The sequence below is a fragment of the Salinarchaeum laminariae genome (assembly GCF_023204835.1).
GTDB lineage: Archaea > Halobacteriota > Halobacteria > Halobacteriales > Salinarchaeaceae > Salinarchaeum > Salinarchaeum laminariae.
Window position 1 is genome coordinate 2886216 of sequence record NZ_CP096270.1, and the last position, 18224, is coordinate 2904439.

General features: G+C 65.1%; 14 protein-coding genes. 5 read left to right on the top strand and 9 right to left on the bottom strand.

Going from position 1 to position 18224, the window contains the following annotated elements:
• Positions 1 to 84: 84 nt before the first annotated feature.
• Both gdhB and MXF70_RS13845 read right to left on the bottom strand, forming a co-directional pair.
• A complete protein-coding gene (gene gdhB / locus MXF70_RS13840) occupies positions 85 to 1392 on the bottom strand; it encodes a glutamate dehydrogenase GdhB (protein ID WP_248516253.1) in 1308 nt (435 codons plus the stop codon).
• Between the two features lie 23 nt (positions 1393 to 1415).
• Entirely contained in the window at positions 1416 to 1562 is a 147-nt protein-coding gene (locus MXF70_RS13845) for a rubrerythrin-like domain-containing protein (protein ID WP_248516254.1), read from the bottom strand.
• Positions 1563 to 1807: 245 nt separating this feature from the next.
• On the opposite strand from MXF70_RS13845, the gene MXF70_RS13850 reads away from it, so the two are divergent.
• Positions 1808 to 2965, top strand: coding sequence for a CBS domain-containing protein (locus MXF70_RS13850; protein WP_248516255.1), 1158 nt, complete (start codon positions 1808 to 1810; stop codon positions 2963 to 2965).
• Between the two features lie 245 nt (positions 2966 to 3210).
• Positions 3211 to 3711: a DUF5797 family protein gene (locus tag MXF70_RS13855; protein WP_248516256.1), complete on the top strand. Its 501-nt coding sequence runs from the start codon at positions 3211 to 3213 to the stop codon at positions 3709 to 3711.
• Positions 3712 to 3767: 56 nt separating this feature from the next.
• On the opposite strand, the gene MXF70_RS13860 is transcribed toward MXF70_RS13855, so the two are convergent.
• A complete protein-coding gene (locus tag MXF70_RS13860) occupies positions 3768 to 4838 on the bottom strand; it encodes a DUF5787 family protein (protein WP_248516257.1) in 1071 nt (356 codons plus the stop codon).
• Positions 4839 to 5102: 264 nt separating this feature from the next.
• Positions 5103 to 6089, bottom strand: coding sequence for a phosphomevalonate decarboxylase MvaD (mvaD, locus tag MXF70_RS13865; protein ID WP_248516258.1), 987 nt, complete (start codon positions 6087 to 6089; stop codon positions 5103 to 5105).
• A gap of 120 nt (positions 6090 to 6209) precedes the next feature.
• On the opposite strand from mvaD, the gene MXF70_RS13870 reads away from it, so the two are divergent.
• Complete coding sequence (locus MXF70_RS13870; RefSeq protein ID WP_248516259.1) at positions 6210 to 8057, top strand: glycoside hydrolase family 9 protein; 1848 nt, start codon at positions 6210 to 6212, stop codon at positions 8055 to 8057.
• A gap of 24 nt (positions 8058 to 8081) precedes the next feature.
• Here the strand turns inward: MXF70_RS13870 and MXF70_RS13875 are convergent, their stop codons facing one another.
• The 4 genes from MXF70_RS13875 to MXF70_RS13890 all read right to left on the bottom strand — a co-directional run bounded on the left by MXF70_RS13875 (position 8082) and on the right by MXF70_RS13890 (position 12187).
• The gene (locus MXF70_RS13875) at positions 8082 to 8336 is read right to left on the bottom strand and encodes a hypothetical protein (RefSeq protein WP_248516260.1); all 255 of its coding nucleotides are present in this window, start codon (positions 8334 to 8336) and stop codon (positions 8082 to 8084) included.
• A gap of 142 nt (positions 8337 to 8478) precedes the next feature.
• Entirely contained in the window at positions 8479 to 9546 is a 1068-nt protein-coding gene (locus tag MXF70_RS13880; RefSeq protein WP_248516261.1) for a GNAT family N-acetyltransferase, read from the bottom strand.
• Positions 9547 to 9959: 413 nt separating this feature from the next.
• Positions 9960 to 11648 (bottom strand): sensor histidine kinase, encoded by a 1689-nt coding sequence (locus MXF70_RS13885; protein WP_248516262.1) that lies wholly within the window; start codon positions 11646 to 11648, stop codon positions 9960 to 9962.
• Positions 11649 to 11821: 173 nt separating this feature from the next.
• Positions 11822 to 12187, bottom strand: coding sequence for a winged helix-turn-helix transcriptional regulator (locus MXF70_RS13890; RefSeq protein ID WP_248516263.1), 366 nt, complete (start codon positions 12185 to 12187; stop codon positions 11822 to 11824).
• Positions 12188 to 12350: 163 nt separating this feature from the next.
• Between MXF70_RS13890 and MXF70_RS13895 the strand changes: the two genes are divergently transcribed.
• Together MXF70_RS13895 and MXF70_RS13900 are read left to right on the top strand one after the other, a co-directional pair.
• Positions 12351 to 12767 (top strand): DoxX family membrane protein, encoded by a 417-nt coding sequence (locus MXF70_RS13895; RefSeq protein ID WP_248516264.1) that lies wholly within the window; start codon positions 12351 to 12353, stop codon positions 12765 to 12767.
• An 88-nt stretch (positions 12768 to 12855) separates the two neighbouring features.
• Positions 12856 to 14289 (top strand): restriction endonuclease, encoded by a 1434-nt coding sequence (locus tag MXF70_RS13900; protein WP_248516265.1) that lies wholly within the window; start codon positions 12856 to 12858, stop codon positions 14287 to 14289.
• 99 nt (positions 14290 to 14388) lie between these two features.
• On the opposite strand, the gene MXF70_RS13905 is transcribed toward MXF70_RS13900, so the two are convergent.
• A complete protein-coding gene (locus MXF70_RS13905) occupies positions 14389 to 17895 on the bottom strand; it encodes a glycosyl hydrolase (RefSeq protein WP_248516266.1) in 3507 nt (1168 codons plus the stop codon).
• Between the last annotated feature and the right edge of the window lie 329 nt (positions 17896 to 18224).

The following is an 18224-nucleotide window of genomic DNA, read 5'->3' on the forward strand; positions in this document are numbered from 1 at the left end:
ACCGGTTGCGATGCGCAGGAGCAGTGTGGTGATCGTCCGTGGCAGTCTCCGCGAAAACGGTCTGCCGACGAACCGTCGACGTCGTCAGGGCCAGAGCCCGCGGTGTCGGTGAGCCTCGGCGACCCGCGAGAGCGCGACGACGTAGGCGCCTGTGCGCCAGCTGACGTCGCGTTCCTCGACCTCCGACCGAACGTGATCCCACGCGCCGAGCATCTCAGTCTCGAGCTCGTCGTTGACGCGTTCGTGCGACCAGCTCCGCCGGTTGATGTCCTGGAGCCACTCGAAGTAGCTGACCGTGACGCCACCCGCATTCGCGAGAATGTCGGGAATAACGGGGATCTCCCGTTCCCGGAAGATGCCGTCGGCGACGCTCGTGGTTGGCCCGTTCGCTCCTTCGACGATCAGGTCGGCCTGGACCTCGCCAGCGTTACGTTCGGTGAGGACGTTCCCAATCGCCGCAGGGATGACCACGTCGACGTCGAGTTCGAGGAGTTCCTCGTTCGAGAGTTCGGATACGGTTGGGCCGTCGAACCCTGCTACTGCTTCGGGCTCGTCCTCGTGGAGTGGGATCTCGTGGACGGGGAGCCCCGACGGATCGAAGACGGCCCCGTTGACGTCACTGATCGCGACGATCGACGCGCCCCACTCGTCGAGAAGTCGGGCTGCGTGGCCGCCGACGCTCCCGAACCCCTGGATCGCGATGCTGGCGGAGTCAAGGGACTGGTCGTAGTGATCGAGCGCCTCCCGCGTGATGATCGCAACGCTGCGACCGGGTGCTGCCGCACGTCCAGGACTACCGCCGATGACCTCGGGTTTCCCGGTGACGACGCCGGGTTCCGTTTCGCCGTTCTCCATGCTGTAAGCGTCCATGATCCAGGCCATCGTCTGCGAGTCCGTCCCCATGTCGGGGGCGGGGATGTCCTGCATCGGGCCGATGACGTTACGCAGTTCGTGTGCGAAACGGCGCGTCAATCGCTCGTTCTCGTCGGTGCTGAGCTCTTTTGGATTGACGCGAACACCACCCTTCGCGCCGCCGAAGGGGAGGTCCATGAGCGCGCACTTCCAGGTCATCCACATAGACAGGCCGACGCACTCCTCCTTCGTGACGTGTGGACTGTACCGCAACCCGCCTTTGTACGGACCACGGACGCTGTCGTGTTGGGCGCGATAGCCGGTGAACACGTCGACTGAACCGTCGTCTCGTTCGACGGGGACATTCACCTCCTGAATTTTGGCGGGGTGCCGGAGCCGTTCGACGGCGTTCCGGTCGAGATCGAGTTCAGTAGCGGCTCGCTCGAGTTGTTTGCGAGCGGTCGCACGCGCCGATTCTGCTTGACTGGCGGCGTCGTCGGACGCGGAGCCCGACGAGACCGACGACTGATCAGAGGACATAGATAGATTCAGAGACTCCGTCGCTATTCGAGGGCCATCGCACGATTGTGTAGATCCCCACCGCACTCCTCGCATTTTCCGGGGTTCTCGTCGCTGGTGATGACGGCGCCACATTGGAGACACTCGTACGTGGATTCGGACGTACTCTCGTCGGGAGCATCGTGGATCATACGCGGTCAGGTGTATGTCCCGAATATTAATAAGTACAAGGTGTTGAAGGTATATTATTACATATAAGGTCTCGCTGTGCGATGCGTCTCGATCGAATCCAGGCATCTCTAGACCGCAGGACAGCTGGCAGCCAGTGGGCGGTCCGTGGCATCCCGAGAGAGAGTGAGTCAACGAACGAGGTAGAGCCACTCGTTGGGTCGGTACGTTGAAGACCGTAGCATGCAAATCTCCAGACGTGAGCACTATGGACGTTTCTACGATCGCGACCGAGGAGTACGTCGCAATCGACGTCGACACCCGCCTCGGGAAGGCTCGCGCACGCTTTCAGGAGGACAACTCCAAGGGCATCATCGTCATGCGCGACGGTGAGTACGCGGGCGTGTTGGGCGAGCGGGAACTCCTGCAGTCCCACGTCGAGGACGACGCCAAGGTCGGCGCGCTGATCAAGCCGAGCCGGAACGATCCCGCGCCGAAGATCGACCGGTACGAGGATCTGCGAGACACCGCCCGCCAGCTCGTCGAAGGCGGAACGAAGGTCGCACCCGTCTTCGAGGACGGTCAGCTCTGGGGGATCGTCACCGCCGACGCGATCCTCGAATCCGTGCTCGACCACCTCGACGCGCTCGACGTGGCTGACATCTACACCGACGAGATCGTCTCGATCAACGAGGACGACGGGATCGGTACGGCGATCAACCGCCTCCGGGAGAACGGGATCTCCCGGCTTCCCGTCGTCAACGACAACGGCTACCTCACCGGAATCGTCACGACCCACGACATCGGCGAGATCGCAGTGCGGAACATGGACGTGATGGGCGAGGGCGACCGCGCCGGTGACGCGGATCGCATCCTCGACATTCCGGTCTACGACGTCATGAGCAGCCCCGTGGACACGACGACCGCCGACACCTCCGCGAAGGCTGCCGTCGAGCAGATGCTCGAGGCCGGCATCGGCGGGCTCGTCATCACCCCGGCCGAGGACGATCGGCTCGTCCAGGGGATCCTCACGAAGACCGACGTGCTTCGTGCGCTCTCCTACACCGAGGAGACCCACCTCGACGTCCAGATCACCAACATCCGTCTGCAGGACACCATCTCCCGGCAGGACGTCCGCGAGGCGATCGAGGAGGTCGCGGACAAGTACCAGAAGATGCAGGTCCAGCATGCGCACGTGCGGTACCACAAACACAAGGAGAAGCTGCGTGGCACCCCGCTGATCCAGTGCCAGATCCGCCTCCGGACCAACAAGGGGCAGATCGCTGGCAGCGGCGAAGGGTACGGCGCGCGGAACGCATTCCACGTCGCACTGGACAAGCTCGAGCGGAACGTACTCGAGCTGAAGGGCATCCAGAGCGACGAGGAACAGCGCGGGCAGCTTCTTCGGAAGCTCGGCGACCTCTGATTCCGGCCGGCACCACTCCGGTCTACCCACATGTTCTGCCCTTCGCCGCACCGATTGAGAGCGATAGGTGTCGGAGAGTGGGAGAAAGAGAAAAGAGAGGGAGAGTGCACGCAGAATCGCGTGCCTGTTCAGGCAGCGGAGTAGATGGCAGGGGAGCGAGTCGTCGCCACCCCTGCCGATCTCGGTTCCCGTTCCATCGACCGGAACCGAAGCACCCACTATCCGGCCCCGACGAGTCCAGTCCGATGACCCTCTCGGATGAGGCCCGCAGTCGGCTCGCCGACGTGGTGGAGCTCCAGCCCACGAAGAACAGTGAGCTGCAGGATCGCTGGGCGATGGACTCCGGTAGCGACGTTCACTCCTATCTCACAGGCGAGCTATCGGACTACACCTTTCGGGACGACAACAGCCTGATCCGGGCGACCGCGGAAGCGGCCGACCTCGTCGACGTCGAGCCCGGCGTTGAACCCGGAGAGGACGGCGACGGCGTCGGAACGGTTCGCGTCACGGAGCTCCAGGCGGCCGTCATCGAGGTGCTGCCCGGGCCCGACGGGCGATCGATGAGCGTGGTGGCGGTCCTGCAAGCTCTTCGTGAGGAGACCGACCGCGATCCCGACGTGGAGGAGGTCCGTTCGGCGCTCCAGCGGCTACGCCGACAGGAGGCCGTCGAGGTCGAGTACCGAGCGGTGCCGACCTTCCGACTCGCTATGGCGCGCGAGGACCTCACCGTCGAAATCAAGGATTGACCGGACGGACAGTTCAGGACAACCCGGGAGAGCCCGGGACAGCACCCCCAAACGCTTCATTTCGGCCGTTTTCGCTCTCTTCGCGCCTCCAGCACCGACCGGAGCCCCTTCCCAGGGCCGCCCTCGATCGGCCACCCCATCGAGCGCCACGCCGGCGGTTCGGGCTCGAACTCACTGCAGCGCCCCCCACACTCCCAGGTCGACGGACACCGGTCCTTCGCGGCGCACTGTGGCTGAAGCGAGGCTGTCGCGTCCTCGCCCACGGTCTCCAGGCCGAAATGCCGGCAATCCGGCCGCATCGAGTCGATATAGGAGCGCCAGCCCCGTTCGTAGAGCCGCTCGCCGATGGCCAGCCGCGCGAGCGCCTTCCAGTCGGCGTCGACGTACTCGAACTCCGCGGCGGAGTGGTCGTACTCGCTGTCACTCGGCCGATCGAGGATTCGCGTCCCAGGGTCCTCGACGGCGAGCGTTCGCGGGTGCCAGAGGACGGTGGACTGATCGCTCGACGAATCCCCGCCCGCCGGATCGACGGCGAGGACGCCGGCCTCGACGGGCATGTCTGCCAGGAGGCCGGGCTCGGCGGCGTCGCCTGTCTGTAGCGTCGCGACCCACGCCTCGTCGGCGAGGCCGAAGGCGACGTCTCGCTCCATCTGGTCGGCGAGCGCGTCCGCAGCGCTTCGGTCGAGATCGGGCTTGTTCTCGATGGCGATCAGCGCGTCGAGCCAGTCGGGGTACTCCCAGCGCCGTCGAAGCTCGATGCGGTTGTTCCGCCGACGGGTTTCGATCAGATCACGGTCTGCGGCGTCCTTGACCGCCTCCCGAACGTAGCGCCAGTCGGTCGTCCACAGCGTGAGCGCGTCGCGGTACCACTCGAACTCGAAGGGCGCGTTTCGAACGACCCGTAGGAGATTTCGATCGAGCGCCTGCTCCCCGAACACAGCACGCTGTCGGAGCGCTTCCGTGTCACAGACTGCGACGACAGTGTCCCATCGACGGTCCCGCGTCCCGAGCTGCCGGCCCACGAGAACCTGCTTCCCAGGATCGAGTGACTCACCCGGTGGCCACTCGCGCTCGGCCCACTGACAGACGCGAAGTTCGAACGGAAACTCCCGCGTCCAGTCGGTCACGAATTGGAGATGATCGCCGGACGACGTAAGCGTTCGGTCGAGACCGCTGGAGTTCGGAAACCGAGCCGAAGCGGGGAGCGGACAGTGCCGGGACAGCCGTCGTCGTTCCCGACCTGCTGTTGGTCACGAAATCCTCCGCGAGCGGCCGAGCGACGCGGTTGGGAGCGAGGCCGGCTCGCGGTATTTTTTGGTCCAGATTTTTTCGAGGAGGGTTCCCACAGCGAGCGGAGCGAGCGAGGAAACCCTCCTCGAAAAAAGGTGGGCTTAGAACAGCGCCTGCTCCTCGTCTTCGAGAATGCGCGCGGGGCCACCGACCTCCCAGACGGCGGTCTGGACGCCGCAGTCCGCGACGGCCTCCTCGACCTCGTCGACGTGCTCCTCGGTCGTGTTGACGTAGACGCTCGCACCGGTGTCCGTCGAGAAGTAGGCGGGGACGTCTTCTTCCTCGCGCAGCTCGCGGACGGCCGCGAAGATCTGGAGGGTCTTCGGCGACCAGTACACCCAGCCCTCGGGGCCTGTCATCGTGGTTGCAGCCAGTGACAGCGAGTCGTGTTCGGCCAGCTCGAACGTTCGATCGAAGTCATCCGACCGGAGCGCGTCCCGGCACTCGGCGATCTGCTCGTGGATGTGGGCCATCCGCGCCTGGAACATGTGGCTGTCCTCGGCCTCCTCGTGCGCGTCGTCGGTCTCCTTGTAGGCGGGGACGAGCCCGACGACGACTTTGAGATCGTCCGCGATCTCGCTGTCGATGCGGTGGGAGCGACAGTCCTGGTCGTTGAGCCCTGCGCGAAGGTGCGAGAAGCCGCCGGTGACAGAGCGCGCCGCGGAGGCAGAGCCGTAGCGGGCGATCGCGGAGAGTTCACCCAGCGTGGCGTCGAGGTCGGCGGCTTCGGCGAGCGCCGTGGCGGCCGCGGCGAAGCCCGACGACGAGGATCCGAGGCCGACGTTCGTCGGGAAGCTGTTCTCGCTTTCCATCCGGACGCCGTAGACGGCGTGGGGCGCGTCGGATCGCTCGCGGACGGCGTCGACGATGCGGTCGAGGCGGTCGCGGCCGCTGCCCTCGACCTCTTCGCCGTCGATGACGTAGGTGTTGTCCTCGTTGTCCATCGAGAACTCCACCGTCGTCTTCGAGTGGCTCGGCGCCGTGCAGACGCTGATCGAGTCGTGGTAGGGGAGCCGCTGCTGGGAGTCGCGCATCCCGTGGTACTTCACGATGCCCTGGATCGGATGGGCGATCGCCGTAGCTTTCATGCTTTCAAGGGCGTCGGAGTTGTGCTTAAAGCTGGTGGCTGGGGCATGACGCGCGATCACCACGAAGAGTCGCCTGCCAGCAGTCGATACTGCTTTTTCGGTCCGTCGAGGATCACGGACATGGACGTTCTGGTCGATCAGCTGGGATTCGAGCCGACCGCATCCAAGCGCGCAGTTCTGCAAGGATCGTCGGCGTGCGATCCGGCGTCAGCGGTGGTCGAAGACGCCCGAACGGGCGAGGTCGTCGCACAGGCAGCCATCGAACACGCAGGACACGTCGACGACTGGAAGGACTGGGAGTACTGGACGGCCGACTTCTCGGAGCTCGATCGTGCGGGCGAATACGTCGTCTCCGTCGAATACCGCGACGGGAGCGACGAAGCGGGCGACGATACCGGCGAGAATAGCGATGCCGACCAACCACAGCAGGCACGGTCACGGGAGTTCGAGATCGCAGAGGATCCGTTCGTCGACACCGTCCTCTCCGACGTCGTCCGCTACTTCCGAGCCGAGCGCTGCACCGGCATCTACGACCGGTACGACCGGAATGCCCCGATCCTCGGTGCCGAAGGCGAGACCATAGACGTCAGCGGCGGCTGGTACGACGCCTCCGGCGACGTGAGCAAGTACCTCTCCCACCTCAGCTACGCGAACTACATGAACCCCCAGCAGATTCCGCTGGTCGTCTGGAGTCTACTGGACGCGCGGGAGCGGCTCTCGACACGGACGGACACCGGGCGACTCGGCGGCGACGTGACGACCCGGGACGCGATCGGGTTCGACGCGCTCGAAGAGGCCCGCTTCGGCGCCGACTTCCTCGTTCGGGCCCAGCACGACGACGGCTACTTCTACATGACCGTCTTCGACACGTGGACTTCCGACCCCGAGGAGCGAGACGTCTGTACCTACGAGGGGTTCGACGGCACGAAGACGGAGGAGTACGAGGCCGGCTTCCGCCAGGGCGGCGGCGTCGCAATCGCAGCTCTCGCCCGAGCTGGCCGGCTCGATCACGGCGGCGAGTTCGACGCTGAGACCTACTACGAGGCAGCGGTTCGGGGCTTCGATCACCTTCAGACGCACAACGAGTCCTACCTCGACGACGGCGTCGAGAACGTGATCGACGACTACTGTGCGCTGCTGGCCGCCACCGAGCTTTCGGGAGCCGCAGACGAGCGCGGCGACGCCGACGCTGCCGAGCGGTTCGCAGCGGCAGCCGCCGAGCGAGCGCGCTCGCTCCTCGATCGCCAGACGGAGGAGGGCTGGTTCGTCGCGAACGACGGCGACCGACCGTTCTTCCACGCGTCCGACGAAGGACTCCCGATCGTCGCGCTCTGCCGGTATCTCGACGTCGTCGACGCCGGTGATCACGCAACTGCCGACGGACAGCTCGCCGACGAGATTCAGCAGTCCCTCGCGGCATACTGGGACTGGGAACTCGCACTCACCGACGAGGTCGTGAACCCCTTCGGCTACGCCCGCGAGTTCGCCCAGGCCACGGACGAGGACGAGCCCGCCGCTCGTTTCTTCGTCCCCCACGAGAACGAGACTGGCTACTGGTGGCAGGGCGAAAACGCCCGGCTCGCGTCGCTGGCTGCCGCCGCCCAGCACAGCGCGGCGGTGCTCGAAGGCGTGGACTCGGACCTGGAAGTGGACGCGGACGTGGACCTGGCATCGTCGCTTCCCGAGTTCGCACGGGACCAGCTCGCCTGGATCCTCGGGCGGAACCCCTACGACACGTGTATGCTGGAAGGCGTCGGCAACGACCCGGTCCCCTTCGTCCCCGGCGCTCCGAACACGCCCGGTGGCATCGTCAACGGGATCACTGCCGGCGTCGAGGACGAGTCCGACATCGCGTTCCGGCCGCCGGAGTACGCAGACGACCCGGAGAACAACTGGCGCTGGACGGAGCAGTGGATACCCCACGCGGCGTGGTTCGTCGTCGCCGGGAGCTGGGAAGCGGCGAACTGAATCGAAAGTCGGGGCATCCCGAACTCAGTCGCCGGGAAGCGGCCGACCGAGACACGATCGGCAGAGCCGATACGTAGAGAGTTCGACGGCCCTACCACACTCCCGACAGTACGGACCGGAATCGGCGGCGCCGGCAGAGACGTCGGCGAACGGGTTCTCGCGGTCGCCGGTCTCGTCCTCGAAGAGGTGATCGCGAGGCGGTTCCGGTCTGTGGCCGAGGAGGGTGGCACAGACTGTGAGTCCGAGCGCGAGGAAAGGAGGAACAGTACACCCACCCACATCTGCCCGAGCATTGTCGCGGTTCGACTGATACGCGTTCGTAGGGATTTCTCTAGAGGAACCAAATCATAGTAGGAGGATCCTATACCGCACAGCAGCGTAGTTCGGTCAATGCAACGGGAGCGTGATGGGCGACCCCGGCTCAGGACTCCATCTGGGACCCCCGGTACCACGACCGCCCGACCTTGTAGGCCTGCCAGGCCACCGGCAGCGTCCCCTTCTCCCATCTAACGAGCGGTACCGGTCGGCCGCCGTACTGCTCCTTGAACCGGAAGACAGAGTCTGAGAGATCCGGCGCCGTTGGCCCGAAGCTGTAGCGGTCGTACCCCTCCTCAAGGCCCCACTGAATCGCCCGACGATGGAGCAGCTCTGAGGGGTACGCGTCGAAGTCGTCGCTGTCAGGGATCGCGGAGAGCCAGTGGTGGAGCACGTCCTGTTCGTCGTCGAGCATGAAGACGTATCGACCGACCTCGCGGCCGTCGACGGTCGCTCGTCCCACGAGAACGCGATCGGGCAGGTGGTCGGCGACCGCCTCGAAGAACGAGCGTGGCCGGGTGGTCGCGCCGACGCGCCCCATGTTCGCCGCGTACATCTCGTACGTGGCAGGAAGGTCGTCCGCGATACTCTCGATTGTCACCTCTGCGTCCTGCTCTGCACTCCGGCGCATCGCCTTCCGGCGGCCCGAGTCCATTCGGTCGAGCAGCGTCTCCCAGTCGCTATCGAGGGGCAGGACGAACGCACACTGATCGATCCGGGGTTCGTACCCGCGAGTTTCCAGCGGACGACCGTACCGGATCGATCCCACGTCGTAGCTCTGGATTCGGTGGAAGATGGCGTTCGATCCGTCGATTGAGGAGACGCCATCGAGGAGTTCTCCGACGATCGCTTCTTCGTCGCCGGTGGCGACGGGACCGCCGTACCCCGGTGGCGGCGGAACCAGTGACTCGATGTCGGCCGCCTCGGCGACGCGCTCGGCGGCGTCGTGGGGCAGTGAGAGACGCCGGCCGAAGGTCGGCAGAAAGCCGACCGGGTTCTCGCCCTTCCGAACGACCACGTGCCGGGGCTGCCACGGCAGCCCATCCTCGACGGCACGCAGCCAGTCGTACCGATGGAAGAAGCTGCCGCCGGTACCCTGCTCGACGAGATTCCGAAGTGGCCCCTCACCGATCTCCTCGACGCTCCGTACGACGGAAACGGATCGGTCACTCATCGGCGTCCTCACTCACCGCGGGCTGGACGTGCTCTGACAGAGACAGTTCGTTTTGGGACCGGTGGAAGCGAGAGAGGCAGCGGAGGGGACTGGGACGAATACGGACAGTTTGGAGCCGCTGAAGGGAGTTCATCGTACGCATGCGACCACAGGAAGCCCCAAAACATCGGTATACCGTTCACGAAGTAACGCAGCGTTGTGTTGGGGGTTTGTCTAGTACGCCACCGCTGCTTTCGACGGCCGTTCCGAGACCGAGATGCGACAGAGATACGATCGAGGCGCCAACGAAACGCACTCGCCACACGCAGGTTCGAAGCACGAACGAACCACGACCGAAACGCGAATAAAACAGAGGCGATCGGCGAGTAGGATTGCTCCGAACGCGATTGCACTGAGACGGGGGAGCCGGTCGATCAGGTCCGGATTTCGAACCTGGCCCCGCCGTCGTTTGCCGCTGTCAGTGCGATCGACCAGCCGTGGGCGTCGACGATCTCCGAGACGATCGCGAGGCCAAACCCGGTGCCGTCCGGGTTCGTTGTCATCCCAGCCTCGAAGACCTCTTCACGGTCCTCCTCGGGTATTCCGGGCCCGTCGTCCTCGACGAAGAAGCCGTCGACGGACGCGAGCGCTCCGACTGTGATAGTCACGTCGTCGCCCCCGTGTTCGATCGCGTTTCGAAAGAGGTTCTCGAGGAGCTGGCGGACTCGGTCGGGATCGGCGTCGACAGTGGGATTGCTCTGGACGGTGAGTGACGCGTCCTGGCTCTCGACGGTGGTCCAGCAGTCAGTGGCGAGATCACCGATCGCGACCGTTTCGACCTCGTCGATGTCCTGTCCCTGTCGGGCGAGCGTGAGGAGATCGTCGATGAGCGCCTCCATCCGTTCGAGCGCCTCCGCGGCCGCCTCGAGGTGCTCAGCAAGAGACCCATCAGCAGCCCCCGCAGGTTCGTCAGACACCTCGGCACTCGATCGTCCGGCGTCGATGCGATCCTGGGCGAGTTCGAGGTGGCCTTCTGCGACGTTCAACGGGTTCCGGAGGTCGTGGGCGACGACGCTTGCGAACCGGTCGAGCCGTTCAGTCTGCCGCTCAAGCGCGCGGCGAGACTCCTCGGCCGCGGTCACGTCCTCCAGTGAGAGCACGGAGCCGAGTGGCACGTCGCCAGCGCTGATCGGCGTCTCGGTGACGTGGTAGTGGACGGGACCGTCGTCGCGTTCGACAGTCAGCAGCATTTCACCGAGCATGGCGTGAGAAAGCGCAGGGACGGCGTTCGCAGGGTCGTCGCCGATCGCGCCTGCGAGGGTGGGAAAGAGTGTTCGAGCCGCCCGGTTGTACTCCCGGATCGTTCCGTCGGGATCGAGGACGAGCACTGGTTCGTCCTGGCCCCCCGCAAGCTGCACGGCTTGGAACTCCTCGAGGTAGAGATATAGTACGCCAACTGCGAACGCCGCGACCCCGACCGGTTCGTAGGTCATGTCGATCAGTCGGGGGGAGAGTAGCCCAGCGAGATCCGCGAGCAGTGGGAGTCCGGTGAGTCCGACGAGCGCAATGAGTGGGCGAGTATCCTGCCCGACGGTGAGGAACCGCTCGAGGAGCATGAAGTACCCCACGCTCGCGAGTGCGTAGGCCAGTCCCATCGCAAGCCAGTGGAGGGTCCCGTGCTGGACCGCCAGATGTGCGAACGGTTCTGTCGCAGGGCTTGCCGAGAAGTATAGCCCGTGTATCGGATTGGAAACTTTGAGCGCGACCACCGCGAGGAAGAGCGCAAGTGCGCCAAGCCGGAACCCCGATCGTCGGTGGTAAGTCCTGCCTGTGTAGGCCGAGCAGAAGTATATCCAGGCACCGATTGCGGCGAATCCCGAGACGAGCCCCAGGACGTAGAAGGCGACCTGCAGTTCCCGGAACGGAGCCAAGAGGAACCCGACGTGGGCGGCGGCCCATCCACCACAGAGGAGGAGGAGCCAGATTAACCCACGGCGCGAGTCGGCGTCGACGACCGACCGCGCCTTCGGAACGATCGCGAAACACACCACTGCGGAGAGACCGAATGCCAGCACGTAGACGGAATGGAGCACCAGTGACGTGTCCATCCCTGTAACGACCATGCCCTGAAAAGGGAGTAAATGGTCTTCAATCTGCTGCCCGATACGTTCTCCCGGCGAAGTAGCGCGTTCACCCGATTCAGATAGAATACAATTTCTGTCAGCTAATGTGATCCATCGTCATCGATGGCGAACCGACCCGCCGTGACGGCAGTTGACGGCTGTCGCGCCCGCGATCAGTCGTCGGCATCCAGCCACTCCATCGCCCACTCCTCGATCGACGCAAACATCGGCGCCAGGGACTCGCCCTTGTCGGTCAACGAGTAGTACGTCGCTACGGGCGCGTCTTCTTCCAGGCGCCGCGTGACAAAGCCCATCTCCTCGAGATCGTCGAGCACCCGCGAGAGGGTCCGCGAGCTGGCGCCCGTCGATCGCTTCAGTACGTTGAATCGTTTTTCGCCTTCGAGGAGATCGTTGAGCACGACGAGTCGCCATTTCGATCCGATCTGCTCGAACGGTTCCACGAGAGAACACGGGCCCGGCTCCGTCGTTGTGCCCGATGTCGTTTCGTTCGCGGCGTCGGATTGCTTCCCTACTGTCATCGATGTTACCCGGTGGCAGCTATGTCGCCGAGCGCATATATAGGTTCGCGACCGAACCTGGTAGTGTGATGCAACTACCTACTGTTACGGACGACGTACGCCCCAAGCGAACCGATCGAGATACAGCAACAGATCACGGCCAGTCGACCAAGGTGGTCGCCTGATGGTCTTCGAGTCCGGTCTCGAGGGCGCGTTCCTGCTCGGCGCACGAGTGCTCTTTGGCGCCTTCATCGCGTACCAGGGACTGAACCACTTCCTCGATCACGAGGGTCTGACTGGCTACGCCGGCATGAAAGGCGTGCCCGTCCCGGGCGTCGCGGTGGCGGCCAGCGGCGTCATGCTCGTCGGCGGCGGGCTGGGGATCCTGCTTGGAATCTTCCCCGCCATTGCCGCGGGCGCGCTTGCCGTCTTCCTCCTCGTCACCACGCCGCTCATGCACGACTTCTGGGCCGTCGAAGAGGACCAGAAACAGGACCAGATGATCCACTTCATCAAGAACGTCGAGCTGCTCGGCGCCTCGCTACTCTTCCTCGCGGTCAGCGGGACGGAGTGGGCCTACGCCGTGAACGTCGGGCTCTAGACGCCTCACTTTCTGACAGGCGTCGAGAGCGCCACGATCTCGTGGCGGAATCCATTTGAGCGACGCGCCGGGATCTCCCGGTAGCTCCATGACCCTCCTCGACGAGCTCTCCGGCTTCGAGTTCGAGGCGGTCATGGTCGAGGTGTTCCGCCACCAGGGCTACCGCGACGTCGAACGCGCCGAGCGGATCGCGGACGAGGGGCGCGACGTGACGATGCTCGACGACGGTACCGTGGGGGACGACAGCGTCTCCGACGGCCCGCCGACAGCGGTCGTCGTCGAGTGCAAACACACCGACGTCGTGAGCCGTCCCGTCGTTCAGAAGACCCACTCCGCGGCACACACCTACCAGTACGACGGCCCAGTGCGGGCCGCAATCGCGACGACCGGCCGCTTCACCGAACCGGCACGCGAGTACGCGGAACGGGTCCACGAGGATCCCCAGGACGTCGAGTTCGAACTGATCGACGGCGAGGACCTCATCGAGACTGGCGAGTCCATCGGCCTCGATCTCTACAACGGCACCGTCGAGATCGTCTGCGAGGAGTCCATCGCCCCACCGACCGATCGCGAAACGCTCGAGGGGTACCTCGAGAGCGCCGCCACCGACGTCGCAAATCTCGACGAGTGGACCGTCGGTGCCACCCTGACAGCGGTGCGATTCGAGCCGGTGCTCGCCGCCGAGACGGCCGTCGACGCGAAATTTGAGACCGACGTCGGCGTGATTCACGAGGTGACGGATCGCGAACGGTCGGTCCTCGACGGCCACGGCGAGATCGCACGGTCGAGCGACGACGTCGCGCAGCTCGTCGACGCGACGCGAGAGGATCGGCTCTCGATCGACCACCAGTCGCTCGAGGGCGCGTACGATCGCACCGACGTCGAACGGTTCGCGGGCGACCTCGGAGCCTACCGGGAGTGGCTCGTCGGGGACCGCCAGGACCGCCACGAGACGACGGTCCGCTACACTGGCGACAACGGCGTCGAGTACGAGCAAACGTGCCGCCCCGGCCCGACCGACGTCAGCGTCGAATCGCTCGATCCCGTCTACCTCCCGCACGTCGCCGTGGCGACCTCGCTTGGCGAGTACGAGTACGAACTCGAGCTGTACGCCGCAGGCGGTCGAACGCTCATCCAGGACGCGGAGTTTCGCCACTGCGTACACTGCGAGGACGATCGCATGCACGTCGGATCGCATCCTGCCGACGCGAGCGAGGACAACGACGCCGACAGGGAGCACGCCCCGACCCTGACCTACTGTGCGAACTGCGGCGCGATCGCCTGTCCCGAACACACCGAGACCGAACGGCTCGTCGGCGAGCCGGTCTGCACTGGCTGTGCAGTCACTGGCCGGTTCGCGGGCGCGACAAAACACTTCTACGACGAGACGAACCGGGAGACGTTCGCAGCCGCCTACGCCGAGATGCCGATCCACCGGAAGATTCGCGAGAACGACGGGCTGGTGGCGCTACTCGTGCTCGTCGTCTTCATCGCCGGCGTAACGGCAATCGGCGTGCTCTGATCGCGGGCCGGAGTCGACAGGCGCCAGTACCAGTAGCACCAAAAAAGTTCGTCTGGGGTGTGTTCGGCGGGACGATGCGACCCGACAGCCGCCAGTCGATCAGTACTCGTGCGTCCGTCGTTCGGAGACGTACTGACCGCCGCTGCCGTCGTTGTAGACGAATCGGAAGTCGATCGAACTGCCGTCGTCGCTGGTATCCCGAGTGTAGGTGTGGCTCGTGCCACTGCCGTCCATCCGGTAGCCGACCCACCCGTCAGTCCCTGGATCGGCGAACTGGACGTCGGCCCAGCCAGCGGCGTTGTTCGGCTCGAACGTCCACTCGTCCTGATCGCTACCGACTGACTCGACGCTGGCACTCCAGCCATCGCCGCTCGAGCCTGAGTAGTCCCCGCCGCTGCCGCCTCCGCCGCCACCGCCGCCGGTGTCGACCGAGACGCTCTCGAAGGTAGCCTCACAGAGCGTCCCCGAGGCGTGGCTCGTCACTGGAAGCCCGACGTAGACCGAGTCGCTCATCGCGATCGTCGCACTGTCGATCTCCGTCCAGCTGCTGCCGTCGCCGGATTCGTAGGCCGTGATGGTGTCGCCGGAGCGCTCGATCCGCACCCAGTACGCGCCGGAGCTGTCCGCGCCAGCGGTGGTGGCCGAGGAGCCACCCGTCGACGTGCGGCGCTGGAAGGCCGTTCCGTTGCTCGGCGTCACGCTGGCCATGCCGTGTACGGAGCCGGCGTCGAGGGTCTCACGGACCATCACGCCGGCTTTCGCCCAGCCGTGGGTGTTCTCGATACTGGTGACGTTCGCAGTCACCGTCACGTCGCCGCTGACCTCCTGGTAGACGTAGTGGAACGCGTCGGCGCTGCCCCAGATGTCCGAGCCCGCGCCCTGGACAGTCCGGGTGCCGCCGCTCGTGCTCGTCGAGCCGGCCGTGGAGACCGAGCCCACGTCCTGGTTCGACCAGGCGCCGCCGTCGCCGCCGTCGGAGTCCGTCGAGACCGTGATCGCGTTGCTATCCGGCGACTGGTTCCCGTTGCCGTCGTCGGCTGTGACGTGGAACGAGTAGGACGTCCCCGCCGAGAGGCCGGTGATCGTCGCGGCCGTGCTCGAGGATGTCGTCTCGAATGAGCCGTCACGGTAGACGTTGTAGTAGGCCGTGTTGGAGCCGTCGTGGTCCCAGTCGAGGTCCACCGAACTCTCGGTCTGGCCCGGGGAAGAGAGATTCGTCGGCGCACTGGGCGCCGTGCCGCCACCGCCACCAGAGCCGGTGGTGGTCGCCATCGAGTTGGCGGGCACCGTGAGCGTCGTGCCGTCGGAGAAGGTCACGGTCGTACTCCCGCTGCTGGCGTTGTAGGCACAGTAGGTGCGAGTGCCGCCATCGGAGAACACCTGATAGAGCGGCGTGTCGGCGGTGACACTCGGATCCGGCGACCCCATCGCGTCGAGGTTGCCAAGCCAGTAGAGCGTGTGCGCCTTGGGCTGTGCTGCTTCTGGCGAGTAGCTGTCGACACGGCCGTTGAAGCGTGACAGCGCGTCCGAGGGATCCGAGAACGCCTCGTACATCCAGAGAATGTCGGGCCAGTAGCTGAAGGAACCGCCTTTCAGATCCGAGATCTGCTGGAACGTTCTGGACGCGAGGGAATCGTCCCAGCCAAGATGCATCGAGAAGCCCGACAGCGGCAGCATGTTGATGCCGTAGACGGCCTCGCTGTCCGACGTCCACCACGTCGAGTGCGCCGCCATGTTGCCCCAGACGATGCCGGCGAAGTCGGCTTCCCAGCTGTCCGGGAAGTTCGTCTGGTCTTTGTCGTACCAGTACTCCTGAATCGCGCGAGCCTGCATCGAGTACAGGGCGATGCCGAAGTCGCGAATCTCGTCGTTGCCCGTGTACTCGCCCCACTCAATCATCGCCGCGTAGGACATCATCGCCTCCGAGGAGGATTCCTGGTTGTTCCCGTCCGCGAAGTTGCCGGAGCCGTGTGCCCAGGAGTGGCCCGCATAGACGCTGAAGTTTCGGTTGAACGGGTAGTCGGCGTCGTTCCGGGAGGGGTTGGCGTAGTCGTCGATCAGCTCCTCGACCATGCCGCCCCAGTTGCTGGAGTCCGCCCAGGTGGGATCGTGGCGAGCGATCCGTGCGGCGCCCCAGACGTAGTGTCCGAAGTGGAAGTGGTGGTCGGAGACGTCGGTCACCGACCCGTGACTCCCCTGGATACCTTGGAGCACGCCGAGCGAGTCGTCGTAGTAGAACGTCGCCGAGGAGCTCTGCGTGAACCACTGCTCGAGTCCCTGTTGGACCGAGTCCAGCAGCGCGTCCCGCTTGCCAGTCATTCCGAGCTGATCGGCCATGGCGGCGACCTTGGCAAGCCGGCTCGCGGTGTCCTTGCCGAACCGATAGGTGTCCTGATCGACGCCGCCCTGTACGGACTCGTCGACGTTCGACACCAGGCCCTCGAGGCGGGCCGTATCGTAGCTCCCCTCGTCGGGGAGGAAGGGGACGAACCCGTGCCAGTCGTAGTTCACCGAGAACGACGAGCCCGAGACGGCCTGCATCTCGCCGCGTGCGGAGGGGTAGGTGACCCCCATCGTCGGCTCGCTGCTGTGCTTCCACTGGTGTGGATAGAGCGCGGTGATCGTTCCCGAGGCCGCGCTGTCGGGACGGTCGTTCGTGGTGAACGAGAACGTCGTCGAGACGGTCGCGTTCGCCTCGTCGTAGTTCCAGTCGAAGACCGTGTCGGTGATCTGGTTGTACGCGTACTGCTCGAAAGTCCCGAGCGACGCCTGATCAGGCAACACCGCGATCGAGACGAACGACGCCCCCGTCGTCACGGTCTGGGTGCCGACGCCGGACCAGGTGCTGCCACTCGGTGCGAACAGGCCGTAGTCCCTGCCGTCGACGGAGACGCCGACGACGTTGCCGTCGTCCTGGAACACCGTCGGGCTACTCGCGAAGGTGATCTCGCCGCCGCCACCGGCGAACTCGAAGAATGCGAAGGGCGACCCCTGGGCGATCGTGAAGCGCGTCGAGGTGCCCGTTCCCTCGCCGAAGACGCCAGTCGCGGACCAGTCGCCGTGGTCGTCCAGCCGAACATCGCTGTACGTGCCAGCGCCGGAGTGGCTCACGGTGAACTGCGAGGCGCTGGACTTCATGGCGTTCCCGACCTGGTTGCCGGCGTCCCAGCTCGTCGTCCACTCCTGGGGGTGACCGACGGCGAGGCCCTCGCCGAGCGTGTCGAACACCAGCGGATGTCCAGCCAGCAGCGTGTCGTCACCGGTGATCCCCTCGAGTGGGATCGTGGTGTACCAGTCGTTGGTCGGGACGGGACCGCTACCGAAGTTGGCGGTCGTGTGCCGGCCGTAGGCGTGCGTCGCGGCGCCCGCCGGCGGCGTGTCGTGATACCCGCCGCTACCGACCGACGCCGCCGAGGCATTCCCGAGGAGTCCGGTACCGGCGATTCCGGCGGCACCGACGCCCTTCAGGACCGTCCGCCGCGAGCAGTCCAGTCCACTGTCAGATCTCTCTGGTGCCGATACGTTCGGTTCGGCGTTCGATCCACCATCCGTTCGCGCGTCCGCCGACGGAGTCTGCTCCCCGGCGGACGAGTCGTTATCTACCATGGGTGTGGCTGGGTCAGGACACGATTGTGACTGCCTGTCGTGGCCCTCCCGTAGCCTCTCACTAGCGAGAATGGCGGATAGTATTTGCCAACGGAAATGAAAGGTAGCCCCGAATTTCACGTCGGGTAGTATTGCACAAATATGTACACATATCCGAGTGAATCGTTTCTCTTCCTTTGGTTTCACCGACTTTCACGTGGACGATGACAACAGTGTCATTCGGCCAATCTGTCCGTGTGAGTGGAGATCGAGCGACGATGCCACCGACTCCATTCAGGCGTTACCGTTCGCAGTTGTGTTCGGTCACACCCAGTGCAGGCAGCCGGGCG

Excerpts from the sequence above, each read along its gene's own strand:
- MXF70_RS13885 (WP_248516262.1), bottom strand. The coding sequence starts at position 11,648 with ATGGTCGTTACAGGGATGGACACGTCACTGGTGCTCCATTCCGTCTAC.
- MXF70_RS13890 (WP_248516263.1), bottom strand. The coding sequence starts at position 12,187 with ATGACAGTAGGGAAGCAATCCGACGCCGCGAACGAAACGACATCGGGC.
- MXF70_RS13895 (WP_248516264.1), top strand. The coding sequence starts at position 12,351 with ATGGTCTTCGAGTCCGGTCTCGAGGGCGCGTTCCTGCTCGGCGCACGA.
- MXF70_RS13905 (WP_248516266.1), bottom strand. The coding sequence starts at position 17,895 with ATGGTAGATAACGACTCGTCCGCCGGGGAGCAGACTCCGTCGGCGGAC.
- mvaD (WP_248516258.1), bottom strand. The coding sequence starts at position 6,089 with ATGAAAGCTACGGCGATCGCCCATCCGATCCAGGGCATCGTGAAGTAC.
- MXF70_RS13855 (WP_248516256.1), top strand. The coding sequence starts at position 3,211 with ATGACCCTCTCGGATGAGGCCCGCAGTCGGCTCGCCGACGTGGTGGAG.
- MXF70_RS13900 (WP_248516265.1), top strand. The coding sequence starts at position 12,856 with ATGACCCTCCTCGACGAGCTCTCCGGCTTCGAGTTCGAGGCGGTCATG.
- MXF70_RS13880 (WP_248516261.1), bottom strand. The coding sequence starts at position 9,546 with ATGAGTGACCGATCCGTTTCCGTCGTACGGAGCGTCGAGGAGATCGGT.
- MXF70_RS13870 (WP_248516259.1), top strand. The coding sequence starts at position 6,210 with ATGGACGTTCTGGTCGATCAGCTGGGATTCGAGCCGACCGCATCCAAG.
- MXF70_RS13850 (WP_248516255.1), top strand. The coding sequence starts at position 1,808 with ATGGACGTTTCTACGATCGCGACCGAGGAGTACGTCGCAATCGACGTC.
- gdhB (WP_248516253.1), bottom strand. The coding sequence starts at position 1,392 with ATGTCCTCTGATCAGTCGTCGGTCTCGTCGGGCTCCGCGTCCGACGAC.
- MXF70_RS13845 (WP_248516254.1), bottom strand. The coding sequence starts at position 1,562 with ATGATCCACGATGCTCCCGACGAGAGTACGTCCGAATCCACGTACGAG.